We start from the raw sequence: 17,641 nt of genomic DNA on the forward strand, positions 1-17,641 counted from the left end.
GACTAACATGGCGCTGTTAGGAACAGGAGGTGTGGCGTCTTTTACCCTTGAGGTGCTCCATTCAATATGATTGCCGTTGACGCTACGCCAAACCCGCCTCCAAAAATCATAGAGAAGTATGCGATCAGAAAAGCGATCTTGGTCAAACCTCTAGAAACTCGTGGCCAGATCATATCCATATCGTACGCTGAGCTATGGAATAATTTTTGTGTCGTGGGAAAATTATTTTGGAGTTTTTCTTTGGCGTCTTGTGTAAGCCAAAAGCCACCAATTACTTTTATCGTCCTGGTTTCATTCTCAGATACGGGCACTTGTTTATCGAATGTATATACGGTGATTAATATCGTATAAGCCATTAGGCCAATGAAAAGTGCGACGCTAGCAAAAATCATTGTGCCAAAGAAAAAGCTGTAATCGTATTCGTTAATTGATATGGCATAAAGCGCGCCAACGCCAATACCGGTAATAATGCTTGCAACTTTTATTGGGCCGTTTGGTACATCTTCCTCGCTAGGTTCCCAACGTGCACGACCTTTGACCGCAAAAACAACAGCGCTGCCAGCTCCTATGACCAAGCCGATTTCATCAACTATTCCAGTTAGTATTCCATAGTCAGTCATAAAGAATCCTAAAAGTGTTTTTTCATATCTATCTCGTAGTTAGGAGGAATGTGCTGTTCAATTTCGACTATGTTTGCACTGCCGTTTTCCAGTGCGCCGAAGTACCACCCCCCGGGTGGTAGGAAAGACTCGACGGGTGTTGAGAGTGTTCCCCCAAAACGTTGATTCAGGGTAATGAATGCAGCTGACGTATACAAAATCTCTAGACCGGACTTTTTAGTTTTCACCTTTACGGCTAGCCCTGGATTAGACCCATCCAGGTAGTTTGATAGCTGACCACCACCTTCCGACTTTCCCAGAGGTGAATTAATCGACTCACCTCTTTTGCGCTCGAAGAGATGAAATATGTTAGCGATAGAATCAGCCATGCCTTTCGAAAAGACTAAATCTGCGTCATCAACTTTCATAACTGTTGGCTGCAGACCGGAATCAACGGTGATAGTTATCGCGTGACCTAAAATCTGTTGAGATGCTTCATCTGAAACATGACCCAAATCTATCATCTGCTGTAAATCACTATCTATGAAGTTAATCGGAATTACTTTTCCGTTTCTTAGTCGTGCACTTGGAAAATCTATTTCCAGACTTTCGCAAAGTTTCTTCACACGATAATACTTGTCTAATTCTCTAAAGATGTATTGAAAGAGTTGTGATTTTGTAACGTCTATTTCCAAATCAATGAGGTGTTTTAAGTCAGAGTAATTGCTGACAATGCTGTGGACTCCAGCAAACTGCTCTTCTGTACTGGTGACATAGTCGAGATGTTCCAGTTTGCGCTCTTCGAGCTTTTTAGGTTCTGGTAATGGCATCTGTTCCAAAGGCTTGCTCCCTAAGATAACTGGCTTATTGTAATTCAATCAGAAATTGTCATTGATGTAAAAATGTAATTTTCTTAGCCGATAAGTTATCCATTGTAGTAATGCTGAAGTTTTGGTGATGTCATGAAACGCAGAACAGTATTAGGCGCGCTTGGTGGTGCCGCGTTAAGCAGCGCCGCAGGCTTCCCGACCATCATCGGTGCTAAGCCCGCGCGGGCGGCGACGCTGCTGGACCCGAGTAAGCCGGAAGACCTTTATACCATTCACCGCAAGCTCAATTTCAGTTTTGATGAAAAGCCGGTATTTTGGTTTATTGAGGCCGTGCGGATGGGCCTGAAAGACTACGAATTCACGCCGTTCTGGAACATGCATGTGGGCATGATCTTTAAAGTCCGCGATGTTGACGACTGGACTTACGAGTCTTCGCTGCTCAGCATTATTTTTTACTCTGATTTAGAAACCGGAAAACTCCTTGAAGTGTTCGATAATCCCTACACTGGCGAAAAACGTCCGGTGAAACAGCCGAGTGTCGCCCGGGTGACTCGCCGCCATGGACTCACCGGCGTGATCTCGGGGCCGCGGGCGCGGGCCGGTTCAGGGGCTGTCAGTCGTAATGAACAGATCGGCCCCGCCTGGGTGATCAACGACGACGTCTGGTGCAACGGCGATCTGGTGGTCAAGGCCGAGACGCCCAACGACTTAGGCATGACCATCCATGTCAACGATTGGTCGACCTATCACGGTTCCATCTCGGAGGTGTCGGACCCGGAGGTGAAAAGCGCGACCGCCACGCACACGTTTAACGACATCAACACCTTCAATCATCCGTGGATTGGCATGGAGGGCGTCACCGCCAATTCGGTGTCGCGGGGCTTTGGCCGCAAGAGCCGCTCGGTCGAGGGGATGCCGCCAGCCTGGCGTGGCTTTATGGCCGGCCAGCACCCGGACATTCTGGCCGACATTGAGGGCGCGATAGAGGGGTAGGGGCTGTCGATCATCATGAGGGAATGATAACAAATTAGATTGTTATTTGCAAGTCAAATCGCTGTTTTCCGGGATATACATCGGTGCATGGGCTCGTTCCAAGGGGGTCTCGAAACTGCCGTCCATGGGCTCGTTCCAACGATCATACGTGCATGGGCTCGCTTGATCCGAACCAGTCGTGCATGGGCTCGAACCAAGGGGAGAGCCCCTACAAGAAAGTCTCGAACCAAGGGGGAGAGCCCCTACAAGAAAGTCTCGAACCAAGGGGAGAGCCCCTACAAGAAAGTCTCGAACCAAGGGGGAGAGCCCCTACAAGAAAGTCTCGAACCAAGGGGAGAGCCCCAACAAGAAAATCTCGAACCAAGGGGGAGAGGTGCTTGGTAAAAAAGTGGCCTCCCGCGGTCCCAGCGCATTGCCCCTGAAATCAGGCATTGTCACACTGGGGTCGTGTTTAATGAAGGACGCCAAATCATGCCCGCGTACACCATCACCAACCGAGATGAGTTGAGGTCTATCTACAAGCAGCCGGGCGAGGGGGCTGTGAAAAAGGTGCTGTCTCACCTCGATCCGCACAGCATTGCTTTTATCGCACGCAGTCCGTTTTGCGTGTTGTCTACGTCCGATCACAGTGGCCGTCTTGATGCATCGCCTAAAGGCGGTGACCCCGGCTTCCTGAAGGTGCGCGATGCCTCCACCGTGCTGCTGCCCGACTGGCCCGGCAATAACCGCCTCGACAGTTTCGAGAATATTATCGACAATCCTCATGTTGGTCTCATGCTGATGATACCGGGCATGGATGAAACCCTGCGCCTCAACGGCACAGCCGTTTTGTCCACCGATCCTGCCTTGCGGCAAGAGTTATCCATCAACGGCAAGCTGCCCCTGTCTGTGCTGGTGATCACAGTCGAGGAAGTTTACATCCACTGTGCCCGTGCGATGTGGCGGGCGGATTTGTGGAATGCTGACAAGCATATGGCGCGCTCTGACTTTCCCAGCATGGGGCAAATTCTGGCCGATCAAGTTGCCGGATATGACGCCGCTGCGGTCGATAAGCTGATCGCCGACAACCGCAATAATCTTTACGCTTTAGACTAAACCAAACACCAAAAAGGAACTGCTATGAGTGATGCAAAACAGGTCGCGATCATCGTCGGGGCTGGCCCAGGATTAGGCGCTGCAGCCGCTAAACGTTTTGCCGAGGCCGGTATGATCTCGGTCCTGGTCTCGCGCACTGCGGACCGTTTACAAGAGCTTGCGGCGGGCATTGAAGGGGCCATCGCCTATCCGTGCGATGCCACCAATGAAGCTGCTGTCGAAAAGCTGTTTAGCGATGTTGAAGCCCAGCATGGCCCGGTCGAGGTTTTGGTTTACAACCCCGGCGGCGGGTTCGGGCGGACCCCTGTGGTTGAGCAAACCGCCGCGCGTTTCCGGGCTGTGTGGGAATTCACGGCCCTAGGTGGATTCCTTTGCGGTCGCGCCGCTGCCCGGCTGATGCAGGCCCGCGGGCATGGGACGATTTTGTTCACCGGCGCGACCGCGTCCTTACGCGGTGGCAAAGGATTTTCAGCGTTTGCGTCGGGTAAGTTTGCGCTACGAGCGCTCGCTCAATCGATGGCCCGTGAGCTGGGGCCAGACGGCATTCATGTCGCCCACATCAACATCGATGGTCTGATCGGTCCCTCTGATGATGGCTCTAAACTTGATCCCGATGATATCGCTGAGACCTATTATGGCCTCTACAAACAGTCCAAATCTAATTGGACTCATGAGTTGGATATCAGGCCGTGGCTGGAAAATTTTTAGGGACGTAAAACGTCCCAACGAAAAACGGCGGCCCCACCCGGAACCGCCGTTCTTTTAGTGTCATGCGTTGCGCTTAAACGGTTTTCAAACGCGCTTTCATGATTTTTTGTGTTTCTGCCATATGCGTTTGAGCAGACGGATGCTTTTTCATGGCAGCCCAGTACTTCTTCACATTTGGGCGGCCCTTGAGGGGGTCCTTCAGGCCAAACAGCGGTGCAGCTGCCGTCACAAACAACAGAGCCGGGATCAGGTAGCAATCCGCGATGGTGAAGCTGTTCCCAGTGGCGCAAGGCCCACCGGGCTTCATGAAGCCATTGACGATGTCCAGACCGGCTTCCATATCGGCCAGCGCTTTGTCAGCGGCGGCTTTATCTTTCGGCGCACGCCCGACGATTTGCCGGAATAGCGCCAACGCCGGTTCCTGCACATACTGGTCGGTGACGCTTGCGATCAGACGGGCCTTACCGGCTGCGGCTGCTGAGGCCGGGATGATTTTCTTTTTTGGAAATTTGTCATCCAGGTAGGGCAGAATCACGCCAGATTCAAACAGAACTGTCGCGCCGTCTTTGATTGTCGGAATCTTGCCGAACGGATTCAGCTTCAGATATTCCGGCGTTCTCAAACCGCCTTCTGGCATCTCACAGGTGTATTTAATGCCCTTGTGATCACAGGCTAAAATCAGCCGTGCGACGAACGGGGACAGGGGGCTTCCAAAGATTTTCATGGTGTTTATTCCTTCAAAAACCTGGCCTAAATGCCGAAAAACTGTTTCGCCATGGCGTTCATTTCTTTCATCGCCTGCTTGGTCAGGGCGTCGCGCTTTAGGCTGTTCCAGTACTTCTTGACGTTCTTATGTTCCGCAAACGGGTCTTTAACGCCAAACAGTGGAACCACCATATTTACGAAGTACAGGGCTGGCATGGCATAGCAATCGGCGATCGTGAAGCGTTTGCCCATCGCCCATGGCCCGCCAGCAACCAGGTAGCCATCGAGAACACTAAGACCGTGTTGCACGTCAGCCAGGGCTGATTTCACAACATCTTTATCGCGTGTTTTGGGATCGCGCTGTTTGAATAACGGCGAAACGGCCGCTTGAATGTACAGATCTGAAATCGTTGCGATTAAGCGCGCTGTTGCAGCGCCTTTTGCTGTCCCCGGAATGATCGGCTTCTTGGGGTGCTTGTCTTCAATGTATTCCACAATCACGGAAGACTCAGGCAACACCGTCGCGCCGTCTTTGATCGCTGGCATTTTGGCCAGGGGATTGAGCTTCAGATACTCAGGGCTTTTCATGCCGTCCTTAGGCATAAGGACTTCGTGATCGATGCCTTTGTAACGCAGCGCAAGCATTACACGGCAGACGTAAGGTGATAAAATTGCGCCATAAACTTTCATGGTCAGTGCATCCTCTAAAGTGAATTGGGTCCCCGGTGCATCAAGGCGTTGACCGCCCCTGCTGGCGCGTATCATATCGAAATCCAAACAAAAAGCACCTGTCATTGTGGTGATGATTTTAAGGCGAATATAACGTGCCCGGAGTCTGTTCTCTGAGCCCCATTCATGGTCTTCTAGACTCTATCGTTTTATGCTGGGAGGGCACACAGCCATGGATCATCGCAACGTCAGAGGTAAAATTTTATACATTGGTGGTGATAACGAGGAGCGCGGCCGTGAGTGGTTTTCCATAACCTTTCACGAGGATGGCCAGCGCACGCTGCGCGCCCATTGTGAAATCGACGATACGGAAGTGCTACGCGAAGTCACGTATACGATGGATGAGAACTGGCGGCCCTTAGATTGCTTCAACCGCCTGCATGTGAACCGCAAGTTTTTGGGCACAGGGTGGGTGCGGGTCGATGGCTCGGAGGCCGAGTGCGAAGTGTTGAACACGACCTTGGGCCGCACGTCCCAGCGTATAAGCTTGGACGGTCCCGCGCACAGTCTCACAGTTCATCCGTTGACCTGTGATGTGTTTCACTGTGCGGGATACGACCATAGCAACAGTCAGAATCCTCAGACGCTGACGAATGTGTTGTCCACATCTCCTATGCCCAATGGGGCCAGCGGGCCGTTTCTAAGTGTTGGCCAAGTCACTGTTCAGTATGACGGTCGGGAAAAAATCACAGTTCCTGCCGGTACCTTTAAGGTCGACCACTATCACTTTGTGTTGAAACCTCAGCCTGATGGCACGCCCCGGCGCGAAGACGTATGGTGCCTGCCGGAGGATTTTACCTTTGTGAAAGTTACGGTCGATGGTTTTCTCAAAAATTCTCGTTACGAATTAGTCGAATACGAGACGGAGTATTAAGTCGACCGGGACATCCAAATCAGTCTTTTAAAACAGGTGCCTCTTTTTCAGGCGCGGCCATGTGCAAAACCCGTTGCGGATACGGAATTTCGATGCCGTTTTCTTCCAGGGCATCCCACAGTTCAAGCAATACTTGGCCTTTGACGTTGGTCACGCCGCCTTCAGGGTCGCGGATCCAGAACCGCAAGGTGAAGTTGACCGAACTGTCACCGAATTCCAGCAGATGGCAGACTGGTGCAGGGTCTTTCACCACGCGGTCAATTTTAACGGCGCAGGCTGCGGCCAGTTCTCGAACTTCGCGCGGCTTACACTTGTAGGTCACGCCAAACTTCACTTCCATACGGACTTCGCGGGCTGAGTGCGACCAGTTGATGACCTGATGCGTGACAAAATCATCATTGGGAATCAGAAGTTCTTTGTTGTCGCGTGTGGTTACCCCAACATAGCGGGCGTTCATCTTATTGACCCAGCCGAAGGTCTGGCCCACCTCAATCACATCGCCAGGCTTGATGGATTTATCCAGCAGCAGAATGACGCCGCTCAATAGGTTTGAAACCTGCTTTTGCAAGCCGATCCCAATGCCCACACCAACGGCGCCAGAGAACACAGCCAAGGCCGCAAAATTGATCCCGACGCTGGACAGCGCAACTATGACCGCGACGACGATAGCGACGAAGCGAATGGTCTTTCCGATCAGTACTCTGGCGCGTGGCGTAATTTCGGAAACCTGAGAAAGTCTGTTTTCTGCCAGCTTACTAATGGCCATTGCACTCCATAGAAGCGCAATCATGAGAAGAATACCATTGACGACGGTCAGAATCGTAATGCGTGTTTGTCCCAGAGGGAAACTAACGGAGTCGAGTGCGTCAATCGTTGGGCTGAGTAGGCCGACGATGTTTAGGGCAGCGATAGTCCAGGCTAGGGCAGCGACCAATTGGGCAACAAAGGGATTGGCGATGAAGGCCGAGGTCAGGCGGATGATAATCCACGCACTCATCAGGCTAGCGATAATCTCGAGAAGATCAGTCTCTAATCCGGAGCCGACTTGGCCCGAAACACCGGTTGCAAGCCAAAGGATAATGAGAAAGATGACAGAGAAAAATTGATTGGAAACCGCTGTCAGAAAGCGCCGTAAGGGTGAGAAGACGCGCAATTGAGAGATTTTATCTGACAGGCGCGGTTTGAGAGGTTTTTGTATGGCATAGGCGATGATCGCTGCAGTCAGCAGAATGCCAAGTTGTGTAAGCGATTCAAGCGCTAGTACTTCCTGCTCAAACCAAGCCACAAACGTGGCGTAAAAAACCATCCATGTTTGGGGCTCGAGAAGGTCGTTGAGTTTCATCGTATTAACTTGCCATTCCTGACCAACTGAGTCGAGGTGACACGCTTTACATGGTTTTCGAAAGGAAGACAGATCATATTAACTAATAAACGCGTTAACGTAGTCGATTCAACCATGGATTATGTTGATGTGGAGAAGTGAGAACCGGTTGGTTTTCAATGTAGTAAACTGACATCCGGCTACTGAATAGCTGTGCCGCGATCCCGGACGCCAAGCTCGGGTCGATGGCGAACCCAGAGACGTGTTTGAGAAGTTGAATGATCTCAAGGCTTGGATGAGTGGAAATAATTTGCCCAAGTTGTGGCTCATCCAAATGAGGACAGCATCATGATGGGTCAGCGAAAAGCTACGGCTGAGGCTTTTTCTTGCCAAACAGTGCTGGAAATTGAGGGCGGGCATTACACGCCAGAGAGGTCGCCCGACGCTGTCGACCGGGCGATCTCTGAGTGGGTTAAAGCTTTAAGGCTTTAAGTCTTAGCTTAACGCCGCTTTGAACATCTCAATGGTGCGGCTGTGGGCCAGTTCCGTGGCTGCCTTGTCGTAATGGCTGGCATCGGTTTCACGGGCGAAACCATGATCGCATCCGGGGTAATTGTAAATCGTGACGAACTCGTGGCCTTGCAGACCGTCGCGCACCTGATCAGCAGCTTCTTTGGGTACAAACGAGTCTTTCTCCGCAATGTGAAGGATGGTCGGGGCTTTGATGTTGCCCGCTTCCCCAAGAAGGCCTTCGATGCCGACACCATAGTATCCGGCATTGGCGTCTGAATCTGTGCGCGTGGCCGACAAAAAGGCCAGCAGCCCGCCAAGGCAAAAGCCTGTTGTCCCCACTTTACCCGAGCAGCCCTCAAGACCCCGCAAGTGCGTGATGCTGGCTTGGATATCTTTCACACCAGAATCGACATTGAATTTTCCGTAAAGTTCCAAGCCTTTGTTGAATTCAGCTTCTTTTGTGGCATCCAGTTGAACACCAGGCTCAATCCGCCAGAATAGGTCAGGTGCCAGGGCCATAAATCCTTGTTCGGCGAGCATGTCACAGACACTCCGCAGCCAGCCGTTTACGCCAAATATTTCTTGGATAACGATGACACCGGGGCCACCACCTTCAGGTGAGGCGAGATAGCCCATGAAGTCTCCGTCAGCGCCGGAAATCGTAACTTCTTTAGAACTCATTATTGATGTGCTCCCTATGGTTTCTATGAACAGAAACTTAGAGGGATTTTACCGCATTGGCCAGACCAAGCGCGTCACTGTTTGGAACCCGATCAGCTATTCTGCAGCTGTTTTCCAGCCACTGGTGCGTCCCGAGGTTTCGTGGGTCAAAGAAGTGCGCATGGCATAGCGATCACCGCGATAGAGCGAGGTCAACCATTCAACAGGCTGTCCTGCGTCATCGAGAATGAGTCTTGTCAGTTTCAAGAGGGGCGCGCCGACCTCTATCCCTAAAGGCACAGCAACGGCAGGTTCGGCCAGGGTGGCCGTCACTTCCTGCTCGGCCCGTGCAACCGGCACGCCAGCTTTGTTGAGTTGCACCAGCATGGGCAGGTTTTCTGAACCAGCATCAAGCTGTTCTGCGATGATCTGCGGCACATAGGTGACGATGAGAGAAAGGGGTTCTCCGTCGCTCAGTCTGATCTGGCTAGACTTGAGAACCATCGCACCCGCCTCAAGTTTAAGTTTTTCTGCGACGTCTGTTGGCGGAGTCATGAGGTCTGATGAGAGGTGGCGCACATCCGTTGCCGCGCCAATGGCTTCGACGCTCTTCAATAAATCGGTCATCGCATCGGAACTTGGCGCTGCAACGCCTTCCGCAACAAAAGTGCCTTTTCCGCGGTGTCGGACCACAAATCCGTCGGCTACCAGTTCGCGCATCGCCCGCTTCACAGTGATTCTGGAGACCCTAAATTCTTTACAAAGGGCCTGTTCCGTGGGGAGGGCGGTGCCGGTTGAATAGGTGCCCGACCGGACGTTTTCTTTGAGGATCAGATAAACCTGATGATACAGCGGCACAGCCAAGCCATCGTCAACCGCGTGCTTGATGGCCGAAATCTTATTCACGCGTCGAGCACCAGACCAGAGGAAATATTCATATTTGTGCCGGTCATAGAGGCCGCGTGCGCCGAGCAGAGGAACAGAACCGCACCTGCACATTCTTCTGGTGTTGCATAATGCCCAAGCGGCAGCGCTTGCTTAAGGCCGTTATGCTGCTCCTCTGAGAGGCGGTCCAGCATGGGCGTGTCGACCGGTCCCGGCGATATAAGATGCGCGCGAATACCATCCGGGGCCCATTCTTTCGCGCAATAGCGTGTCAGGTTGGTGAGCGCTGCTTTGGAAGACGCATACGCCGCGCCGGAGAGATAACTGCCACCGTTATAGCCATTGGATGATCCACACAGCACCGCCACACCGCCCGGCTTCGTGATGTGTTTGTAGGCGTGTTTAAGCACAAGAAAGGAAGATGTGAGATTGGTTTCTACGACCGTATTCCAATCCTCCAATGGCATTTCGTCCAAGCGGCCTTTGCCGACCATGCCGGCCATGTGAATCACGTAGTCGAGCCGCCCAAACGCATCGACGCAACTTTGAAGCGCGGCTGAGACAGAGTCTTCGTCCGTGATCTCAAGGGTGACGGGCAGCACGCGCGCATCGTCGAACGGAATAGCCCGACGACCGGTGGCCGCAACCTGACCTCCGGCGTCGAGCATCATCCGTACAACAGCCTGACCTATGCCGCCAGTCGCGCCGGTGACGAACGCGACGCGACCAGTTGCATCAAGAAGGGCTGGGCGCGCAGACATGCTTATTCAGCAGCCTGCTTAACGTTCTTACCAAAGGCGTCATTGATGCCGTCGAGCATACGCCAGCGCATTTCTGTCGACGCCCGCACAGCTGAGATGGCTTTCTGCTGAAGTTCTGGTGTGGTTGCATACTGATCGGTGATTTCCAGACCAACGTGGGCATGTTCGGCATCGCCTTCAATGTGCACATGGAAGAATTCCATATCATCGTCATTCAGGCCCATTTTGCGCATGGCTTCGACGTATTTCGGATACAGAGTTGGGAGTTGTCCTTCGAGAGCCACCATGATTCCCGCAGCACCTTCCGCGAGATGGCGGACCGTAACGAGTTCCCAAATCCAGGCGCGCATGGCACGGGTGGATGGTAAGACTTTACCGCTGTGCTCGGCGTCGTAAAAATCGGACTCGGACATGCCACAAGCCTTGCCAAATTTAACCAGCAAGTCGGGGTGGCGCTTTTCAGGGGTGTCGGGCATTTCTTCGCCCAGAAGGTTTTCCAGCATGTGCTGACGGGCTTCCAAATCATCTAGTCGGCAAAAGAATTGCGCAAACTGTTGGGGAATTGGATCAATATAGTGGAAGTGCTGGACGGCCCACTGGCCGATTTGTTTGAGGCTCAGTTCGCCTTCGGCCCAGGAAACGCTAAAGGGGTGGCCGCCTGAATGGACCGGGCTGCGGGCCGCTTCTAAAGCTTTAGAAAAATCTTCATAGTTCATAAGCGCTTTGGTCATCGTGTCTTCTCCTACTTACTTTGTGTTTCGGTTTATTTGGGGAAACTTGAAAATTGTCAGTCGCTGGCGCCCCACTTGGCCAACGGGAACGTGCTCATCGGAATGGTTGTAGTTTTCTCTTCGGTAAAGAACTGCAGGCAGTCTTTGGCGCTATCACGCCCGATGCCTGATTTTTTATAGCCGCCAAAAGGCGCGCGCAGTTCACGTGTCATGGGTGTGTTTACCCAGATTGTTCCAGCGCGCAATTCTTGCGACGCTTTCATGACCGTGGGCAGGTGGTCGGACCAAATGTAGCCCACCAGTCCAAATTCAGAGTCATTTGCAATGGCCAGGGCTTCGTCGATATCGTCGTACTTCAGGAAGGTGGCAAAGGGCCCAAAGATTTCTTCCTGGCAGACTTGTGCCTCATTCGACTTTGCCATCACGGCTGTGGGTTCAAGATAAAGCCCGGTCTCAAAACGGCTGTCTCTGTTGCCACCGGTAAGAAGCTCACCTCCGTCTTTTTTGGCGATGTCGACAAAACTTAAAACGCGCTCCATATGGGCGCGGTAACACACCGGGCCGATCTCTGTGGTCGCGTCCATGGGGTCGCCGACCTTAATTTTTTTGGTCCGCGCGATGAATTTCTCAATGAATTCATCGGCGATAGAATTTTCAACAAGAATACGAGATCCCGCCAGGCACTGTTGCCCATTGTTGGAGTAAATGCCGAGGATTGCACCATCAAGCGCCCGCTCCAGATCAGCCGAGGCCGTAATGATATTGGCCGACTTGCCCCCCAGTTCCAGTCCCACGGGCTTGAGGCCCTGGCCCGCACGAGACGCAATCATCGCCCCGGTTTGAGTGCCGCCGGTGAAGGAGACAACGTCGACTTCGGGGTGCGAGACCAAGGCGTCACCCGTGATATGACCCCGGCCGTTGACCAAGTTGACAACGCCCTTTGGAATATCTGTCTCGTGAATCAGTTCGACCACGCGCAGCAAAGACAGCGGCGTAAACTCGCTAGGTTTGAGAACACAGGTATTTCCAAAGGCGATGCAGGAGGCGATCTTCATCGAACATAATGCGAGGGGAGCGTTCCACGGTCCGATCAAGGCCCCCACGCCGACAGGCTCACGTGTGACGACGGACAAATAGGGTTTCGTTTGGGTGTAGCATTCGCCCGTCGCCTGACTGGCAACCTCTGCAAAAAACTCGAAGTTCCAGCCCGCCCGCTTGACGTGCATGCCTTTGACATAATTCATCGTCAGGCCAGCATTGAGCGTTTCCAGATAAGCAAGTTCTTCAGCATGCGCTGTGATGATGTCTTTAATCTGCAGCAGGATGACTTTGCGCTCATCCACCGACATGTTGCGCCAGGGTCCGTTCTCAAACGCATTTCGCGCCGTGCGAACAGCGTGATCGACTTCTTCTACGGAGGCTTCGCGCAGTTGGGAAATCTGCGTTTCCGTGATCGGGCTGATGACAGGAATGTCTTCGCCGCTTGCGGAGGGGCGGACCGCTTGGCCGCCAATGAAGCTGGTGACGTGCGGGTTGACAGAAAATTTCTTCATCATGTCTTGGGTGACAGCATTCATGGTGTGCGTCCTTGTCGTGTTTTTGGTGTCGTCGGTAAAAATTTTACAGGCAGGATCATGGCATGTATCCGCCGCCGTTAATGTGGAGAACCTGGCCTGTCATGAAGCGTGAGGCGTCTCCGCACAGGAAAAGGATAGGGGCCACAACATCTTCAGTGACGGCCAGTCTGCCCAGAGGTGTTGCGGTGGCATAGCGCTTAGTATCGATGTGAGTGGCATGGTTTTCATCATCGCCAGTCCGGCTGGTGCCACCGCGCAGGAACGCCGTATCGACAGCGCCAGGGGCAATAACATTCACACGAATGTGCGGCGCTGTTTCATTGGCCAGGGATTTAGACATGGCGATGACGCCAGCCTTGGCCGCACCATAGGGCGAAGTTCCAGGTAAACCCTTATAAGCCAATCCCGATGCCGCATTGACGATGGCACCGCCCCCCGCTTTTTCAAGCAAAGGCAATGCTGCTCGCGCGCATAGAAAAGCGGCGCGCAGGTTCCCGGACACAACGTCATCCCATATTTTTGAGTCAAGTGAGCTGACGGGCTCAAAGTCATTGGTGAAGCCGCAGAGGTTGACCAAGGCATCGGTGCCGCCCCATTCATTTGCGACTGCGGTGAAAGCCCTCTTGACCGACTCTTCATTGGTGGCATCAATCTCATGTTGAATACAGCCCTTTGGGGGCGGGTGATTGCCCAGAGAGGTTGGCAAATCCAATACCGCTACCTTAAGTCCTGTAGACAGCGCCGCCTTCACCAGTGTGCGTCCAATACCGCCGCAGCCGCCAACCACAACAAGCCGCGCCCCTATCGGAGGGCCAAGGCGAGACAGATCAAGCGCGGGTATGGTTGCAGCGTTCACTGAATTATCCTGACGTCACCAGCCGCTTGGCAGCAGATTGATTGAATTCGTGGTGACAGGAGGGGCAGTGCAGGTCGACTTCGGGCCGGTCTAGAAGGCCAGGGCCAACATGGAACCAACTGTCGCACTTGGGGCATTGGGTCCAAGAGGTGTTGCCGGATTTTTCCCAGGGCGCGCCAAGGCGCACGATCTCGCGATTACTGCTCATAGGGTTGGCCAGACTGACATATCAATCCCGGACAAGACTTTTGCCGCATGCTCCATGGACTCAGGCGGCACGGTCGAGCGCGGTGGAACAGGGGGGGGTGCACCTGGTCGCCCGGGCAGGGGCATGCTGGCGTCGATGCCCATTTTAGAAAGGGTTTTAGACCCCGCAGGCGTGGAGGGGTCGAGCAAAGAGCCGGATAAACCATCCACGGTGAAACTGTCGCGGCTCCATTGTACCCGCGTTGCCAGCGCAAACATCATTTCAGAATCATCAAAGATATCGATGTCTTGATCGACGGCGATCGCCATCTTGAGGCGGCGGTAAGACAGCGCGGCCATCAGGGCATCACGCACTTCACCCGGACCTGGGTTCTCAACTTGGATATAGGCATGAAACCGGCGGCCTTGGGCGGGCACATGCACATTGGTAATACTCGGTGCGACCTGCTTACAAAGTCCGAAGACTTTGCCTTCCATGGCCATATTGTCGGGCACCAGCATGTCTGTCAGGCCGGAGCCGTAGTCATGATAGATTGCGCCTTTACGCAGGGTGAGGCAGGTGACGTCCACCACAGGCGCAGCGACTTGAGGGCCGGAGTATCCAGTGTATTCGCCGAACGGGCCATCTGCTTCTAAGACGTCCCGCGGCACAGTGCCTTCGATAACGATCTCAGCATCAGCCGGGACCATAATCGCATCGCCAAAGGTCCGGCTGGGGACAACGCGCAGAGGTTCGCCGAGCAATCCGCCACAGGCGCCCCAATGGCTCTCCGGGTAATTCAGTTTGGCTTGCGTGCCCATCAGCACGGCGGGATGGTGACCGATCCAAAACACCACCGGGCAGTCTTCGCCACGCGCCCAAAACTTCCGCATATTGCGATTGTTATGAGAGGCTGGGTAGGGGAAGTAGGACATCCGCTTTTTCGATTTAATCCAGCAGCGCTGAATGGCAGTGTTGTCGGTTTTTGTATCCGGGTCGTAGGTCGTGGCATGGGCCGAGGTTAAGTAAGGGCCGGGGTCGGTTTCATGTTGGGTCAAGGCGGGCAAGCGGGTCAGGTCAATATCATCGCCCTCGATCACGATTTCCTGGACCGGCGCTTCGGCTCCACTGATGACCTTTGGCGCGATCTGGCTCCCCGTCCGTTGGGCATAAATCGGCGCTGCTTTTTGGTGATCATTGATCCCGAGGGCTTGAGCGACGATGGCGCGGCTGGCCGTCAGATTAGTCACGACTGGCATCTCGCTGGAAGACCCGTCCGCCATCTTTGGAGCCTTCACCATCACAATGGGCCTGCGCCCGGCTTTTTCCAGAGCGTACTGAAGGGCTGTGATCTCATGAACCACGGACAGTGAGGTTGATGGCTCAAACACGGCGGACTTCTGAGAGTCCAAAAATGTGCGAAGGTCTAGTATGGCCAGCTCCCTGTGATTTCTCAAAAGGTATAAAAGTATGCCTTTATACTCAAGCGGAATCTTTTGGGGGTGCAAAACCAAAAGAAACCCAGTGAATGAAGCTCTTTCGCCTATTCTAAATCCCCTATACACAGAGTTCAGGAATCCTTTACTCCCGCTGAGTAGGGTGTTTTCACTTATAGGTTTGAGGACGTCGTTATGGGTGAGGCCAAACGCCTAATTGTTGCTATCAGTGGTGCGTCAGGCATCGCATATGGCATCCGGTTGCTTGAAGTCTTGCGCGATACGCCGTTTGAATCTCATCTCGTCATGTCTCAGTCTGCCGAAGTGACCCTGGCCTATGAGTCAAAGCTGAAGGTCGCAGATGTGAAAGCACTGGCAGATGTTGTGTATGCCAATGGCGATATTGGCGCCGCCATTTCCTCAGGCTCGTTTCGCACCGCAGGGATGGTGATCGCGCCGTGTTCCATTCGATCTGCGTCAGAAATTGCGACGGGTGTGACTTCGACCTTGCTGACCCGTGCGGCTGATGTTGTTCTCAAAGAGCGGCGGAGATTGGTTCTGCTGGTGCGCGAAAGCCCTCTTCATACAGGGCATTTGCGGACTTTGACTCACTTGTCAGAAATTGGCGCGATCATCGCACCACCGGTGCCCGCATTTTACACCAAACCAGAAACAGTAGACGATATGGTTAACCACACCATTGGCCGGGTCTTAGACATGTTTGAGATTGACGCAGGATTGGTGAAACGCTGGGGCGAGCCGGGAGGGTCCGGCAAACCTGCGAAGCGGCGCGCTAGTAAACAGGGATCATAAAAGACATGCCAGAGGTCAGTGGTACCGACATTGCGAAGGGCAACCCCTTTTGGGAATTTGCCACCTGGGCGTACAGCCAGCCTGGTGTCGATAAAGCGATGCTGTCCTTGCAAAACCGCATGGGTGTCGACATCAACATGGTGTTGTTTTGTGTGTGGTTGGCCTATCGCGGTTCCAACGGCAATGATCTGGCCCAGCATCTGGCATCTGCTTTGAAAATGTCGCGATCCTGGCAGCGCGACTTGGTTGAGCCCATCAGAACCTGCCGAGAGAACCTCAAAGTGATTATCGAGGGGCCAGACCTTGTGGGTCGTAACCGCGAGGCGGCAACTGCGTTGCGCGAGCGCCTCAAGGCCAATGAACTCGACTTGGAAGCCCTTCAAATCCTTGGTTTATTTGGCTTGGTCAGCACCGGTGATGATGACGAAGGCGCGCCAGTTGATATCGTGACGCAAAAAGAAGACGCCCAGAACAATCTGAACGTCTACTTTGCGGCCACGGGCATCAAGCTAGACCATTTGGCTCAAAGCCATGTGCTGCGGGTTTTAAACGGCGTCTTTCAGTAAAATCCGTCTACCAGGGCACGGTCTCGCCGGTGTAGATGATGTATTCGCCAGAGGTCTCTGGGCCGAGGTTTTCAACGTTTTTTATGACACCGGCGACACTTTGTTCGGTCGTCATGCCCATGTCGCCGTATCCTGCTTGTCGAAGCAGGCGAGTCTGGACAACTCCAGGTGCCAGAATACCCACCATGATGCCTCGTGGAGCCAATTCAACCGAAAGCGCCCGATAACCCATGTTTATTGCGGTTTTTGACATGCGGTACTGATACAGAGCCTGGAAAAATGCGCCGGGTTGCAGGTTTGTGAGTGAGGCCGTGCCGGAGGTGATGACGGCGATTTTCTTCTGCTCGCTGGCGGCCACATGCTCCAGAAATGCCTCGGCCATTTTCATCGGGCCGATCGCGTTGGTTTTATAGACCCGCTCCATCGCCTCAAAATCGATATTGCCGATGGTCTGGACTTCGCGGCCGCCGCCCAGAATTCCGGCGTTATTCATCAGCACATCAATGGCCGTGCCTTTGAGCTTGGCGGCCAGGGCGTCGATTTGGGCGTGATCCGTGACGTCGAGGGCCTCAACTCTGATATTGGAATGGGCTGCGGCCAGCGCTTGCAGGTCTTCGTCGTCTGCGGGACTGCGGCTGGTGGCGATCACGTCCCAGCCGTTTTCCGCATATTGCTTGGTGAGTTCGAGGCCGATCCCCCGGTTTGAGCCGGTGATCAGCACGGTTGCCGCTTCGACAGCGATGCTTGAGAACATCGCGACAAAGCTGGCGATGATGAGGGAATAACGCATCAAAATGCTCCT

At 53.5% G+C, this 17,641-nt stretch carries 21 protein-coding genes; 7 read left to right on the plus strand and 14 right to left on the minus strand.

Annotated elements, in window-relative coordinates:
• Nucleotides 1-41: 41 nt before the first annotated feature.
• Both RIC29_02760 and RIC29_02765 read right to left on the minus strand, forming a co-directional pair.
• Nucleotides 42-620 (minus strand): hypothetical protein, encoded by a 579-nt coding sequence (locus tag RIC29_02760; protein MEQ8733816.1) that lies wholly within the window; start codon nt 618-620, stop codon nt 42-44.
• Nucleotides 621-628: 8 nt separating this feature from the next.
• Nucleotides 629-1,438 carry a hypothetical protein gene (locus RIC29_02765; protein ID MEQ8733817.1) on the minus strand — a complete coding sequence of 270 codons (810 nt, stop codon included), beginning with the start codon at nt 1,436-1,438 and terminating at the stop codon, nt 629-631.
• 123 nt (nt 1,439-1,561) lie between these two features.
• On the opposite strand from RIC29_02765, the gene RIC29_02770 reads away from it, so the two are divergent.
• The 3 genes from RIC29_02770 (at nt 1,562) to RIC29_02780 (ending at nt 4,225) form a co-directional block, all read left to right on the plus strand.
• On the plus strand, nt 1,562-2,422 hold the full coding sequence (locus RIC29_02770) for a hypothetical protein (protein MEQ8733818.1): 861 nt from the start codon (nt 1,562-1,564) through the stop codon (nt 2,420-2,422).
• A 471-nt stretch (nt 2,423-2,893) separates the two neighbouring features.
• Nucleotides 2,894-3,517, plus strand: coding sequence for a pyridoxamine 5'-phosphate oxidase family protein (locus tag RIC29_02775; protein MEQ8733819.1), 624 nt, complete (start codon nt 2,894-2,896; stop codon nt 3,515-3,517).
• Nucleotides 3,518-3,541: 24 nt separating this feature from the next.
• A complete protein-coding gene (locus tag RIC29_02780; protein ID MEQ8733820.1) occupies nt 3,542-4,225 on the plus strand; it encodes an SDR family NAD(P)-dependent oxidoreductase in 684 nt (227 codons plus the stop codon).
• Between the two features lie 73 nt (nt 4,226-4,298).
• On the opposite strand, the gene RIC29_02785 is transcribed toward RIC29_02780, so the two are convergent.
• Nucleotides 4,299-4,949, minus strand: a complete 651-nt coding sequence (locus tag RIC29_02785; GenBank protein MEQ8733821.1) for a glutathione S-transferase family protein — start codon at nt 4,947-4,949, stop codon at nt 4,299-4,301.
• A gap of 26 nt (nt 4,950-4,975) precedes the next feature.
• A complete protein-coding gene (locus RIC29_02790; GenBank protein MEQ8733822.1) occupies nt 4,976-5,695 on the minus strand; it encodes a glutathione S-transferase family protein in 720 nt (239 codons plus the stop codon).
• Between the two features lie 136 nt (nt 5,696-5,831).
• On the opposite strand from RIC29_02790, the gene RIC29_02795 reads away from it, so the two are divergent.
• The gene (locus RIC29_02795; protein ID MEQ8733823.1) at nt 5,832-6,533 is read left to right on the plus strand and encodes a hypothetical protein; all 702 of its coding nucleotides are present in this window, start codon (nt 5,832-5,834) and stop codon (nt 6,531-6,533) included.
• 19 nt (nt 6,534-6,552) lie between these two features.
• Here the strand turns inward: RIC29_02795 and RIC29_02800 are convergent, their stop codons facing one another.
• Nucleotides 6,553-7,875: a mechanosensitive ion channel gene (locus tag RIC29_02800; GenBank protein MEQ8733824.1), complete on the minus strand. Its 1,323-nt coding sequence runs from the start codon at nt 7,873-7,875 to the stop codon at nt 6,553-6,555.
• Nucleotides 7,876-8,202: 327 nt separating this feature from the next.
• Between RIC29_02800 and RIC29_02805 the strand changes: the two genes are divergently transcribed.
• Nucleotides 8,203-8,346: a hypothetical protein gene (locus RIC29_02805; protein ID MEQ8733825.1), complete on the plus strand. Its 144-nt coding sequence runs from the start codon at nt 8,203-8,205 to the stop codon at nt 8,344-8,346.
• 3 nt (nt 8,347-8,349) lie between these two features.
• On the opposite strand, the gene RIC29_02810 is transcribed toward RIC29_02805, so the two are convergent.
• From RIC29_02810 to RIC29_02845, 8 genes are all read right to left on the minus strand, one after another.
• Nucleotides 8,350-9,048, minus strand: a complete 699-nt coding sequence (locus tag RIC29_02810) for a dienelactone hydrolase family protein (protein ID MEQ8733826.1) — start codon at nt 9,046-9,048, stop codon at nt 8,350-8,352.
• A gap of 96 nt (nt 9,049-9,144) precedes the next feature.
• A complete protein-coding gene (locus tag RIC29_02815; protein ID MEQ8733827.1) occupies nt 9,145-9,933 on the minus strand; it encodes a GntR family transcriptional regulator in 789 nt (262 codons plus the stop codon).
• Entirely contained in the window at nt 9,930-10,673 is a 744-nt protein-coding gene (locus RIC29_02820) for an SDR family oxidoreductase (GenBank protein ID MEQ8733828.1), read from the minus strand. The genes RIC29_02815 and RIC29_02820 overlap by 4 nt, the downstream gene beginning before the upstream one ends.
• Nucleotides 10,674-10,675: 2 nt before the next feature.
• Nucleotides 10,676-11,404 (minus strand): iron-containing redox enzyme family protein, encoded by a 729-nt coding sequence (locus RIC29_02825; protein ID MEQ8733829.1) that lies wholly within the window; start codon nt 11,402-11,404, stop codon nt 10,676-10,678.
• Nucleotides 11,405-11,460: 56 nt separating this feature from the next.
• The gene (locus tag RIC29_02830; protein MEQ8733830.1) at nt 11,461-12,981 is read right to left on the minus strand and encodes an aldehyde dehydrogenase; all 1,521 of its coding nucleotides are present in this window, start codon (nt 12,979-12,981) and stop codon (nt 11,461-11,463) included.
• Between the two features lie 55 nt (nt 12,982-13,036).
• The gene (locus tag RIC29_02835) at nt 13,037-13,837 is read right to left on the minus strand and encodes an SDR family oxidoreductase (protein MEQ8733831.1); all 801 of its coding nucleotides are present in this window, start codon (nt 13,835-13,837) and stop codon (nt 13,037-13,039) included.
• A 4-nt stretch (nt 13,838-13,841) separates the two neighbouring features.
• On the minus strand, nt 13,842-14,045 hold the full coding sequence (locus RIC29_02840) for a hypothetical protein (GenBank protein MEQ8733832.1): 204 nt from the start codon (nt 14,043-14,045) through the stop codon (nt 13,842-13,844).
• A complete protein-coding gene (locus RIC29_02845; protein MEQ8733833.1) occupies nt 14,042-15,415 on the minus strand; it encodes a UbiD family decarboxylase in 1,374 nt (457 codons plus the stop codon). The genes RIC29_02840 and RIC29_02845 overlap by 4 nt, the downstream gene beginning before the upstream one ends.
• Nucleotides 15,416-15,655: 240 nt before the next feature.
• Between RIC29_02845 and RIC29_02850 the strand changes: the two genes are divergently transcribed.
• Together RIC29_02850 and RIC29_02855 are read left to right on the plus strand one after the other, a co-directional pair.
• Nucleotides 15,656-16,273, plus strand: a complete 618-nt coding sequence (locus RIC29_02850) for a UbiX family flavin prenyltransferase (protein ID MEQ8733834.1) — start codon at nt 15,656-15,658, stop codon at nt 16,271-16,273.
• 5 nt (nt 16,274-16,278) lie between these two features.
• Nucleotides 16,279-16,839 (plus strand): TIGR02444 family protein, encoded by a 561-nt coding sequence (locus tag RIC29_02855; GenBank protein MEQ8733835.1) that lies wholly within the window; start codon nt 16,279-16,281, stop codon nt 16,837-16,839.
• A 7-nt stretch (nt 16,840-16,846) separates the two neighbouring features.
• Here RIC29_02855 and RIC29_02860 read toward each other — a convergent pair whose 3' ends face one another.
• The gene (locus RIC29_02860; GenBank protein MEQ8733836.1) at nt 16,847-17,629 is read right to left on the minus strand and encodes an SDR family oxidoreductase; all 783 of its coding nucleotides are present in this window, start codon (nt 17,627-17,629) and stop codon (nt 16,847-16,849) included.
• Nucleotides 17,630-17,641: the final 12 nt, after the last annotated feature.

The organism is Rhodospirillaceae bacterium, from assembly GCA_040219235.1.
Lineage (GTDB): Bacteria > Pseudomonadota > Alphaproteobacteria > Rhodospirillales > Rhodospirillaceae > WLXB01.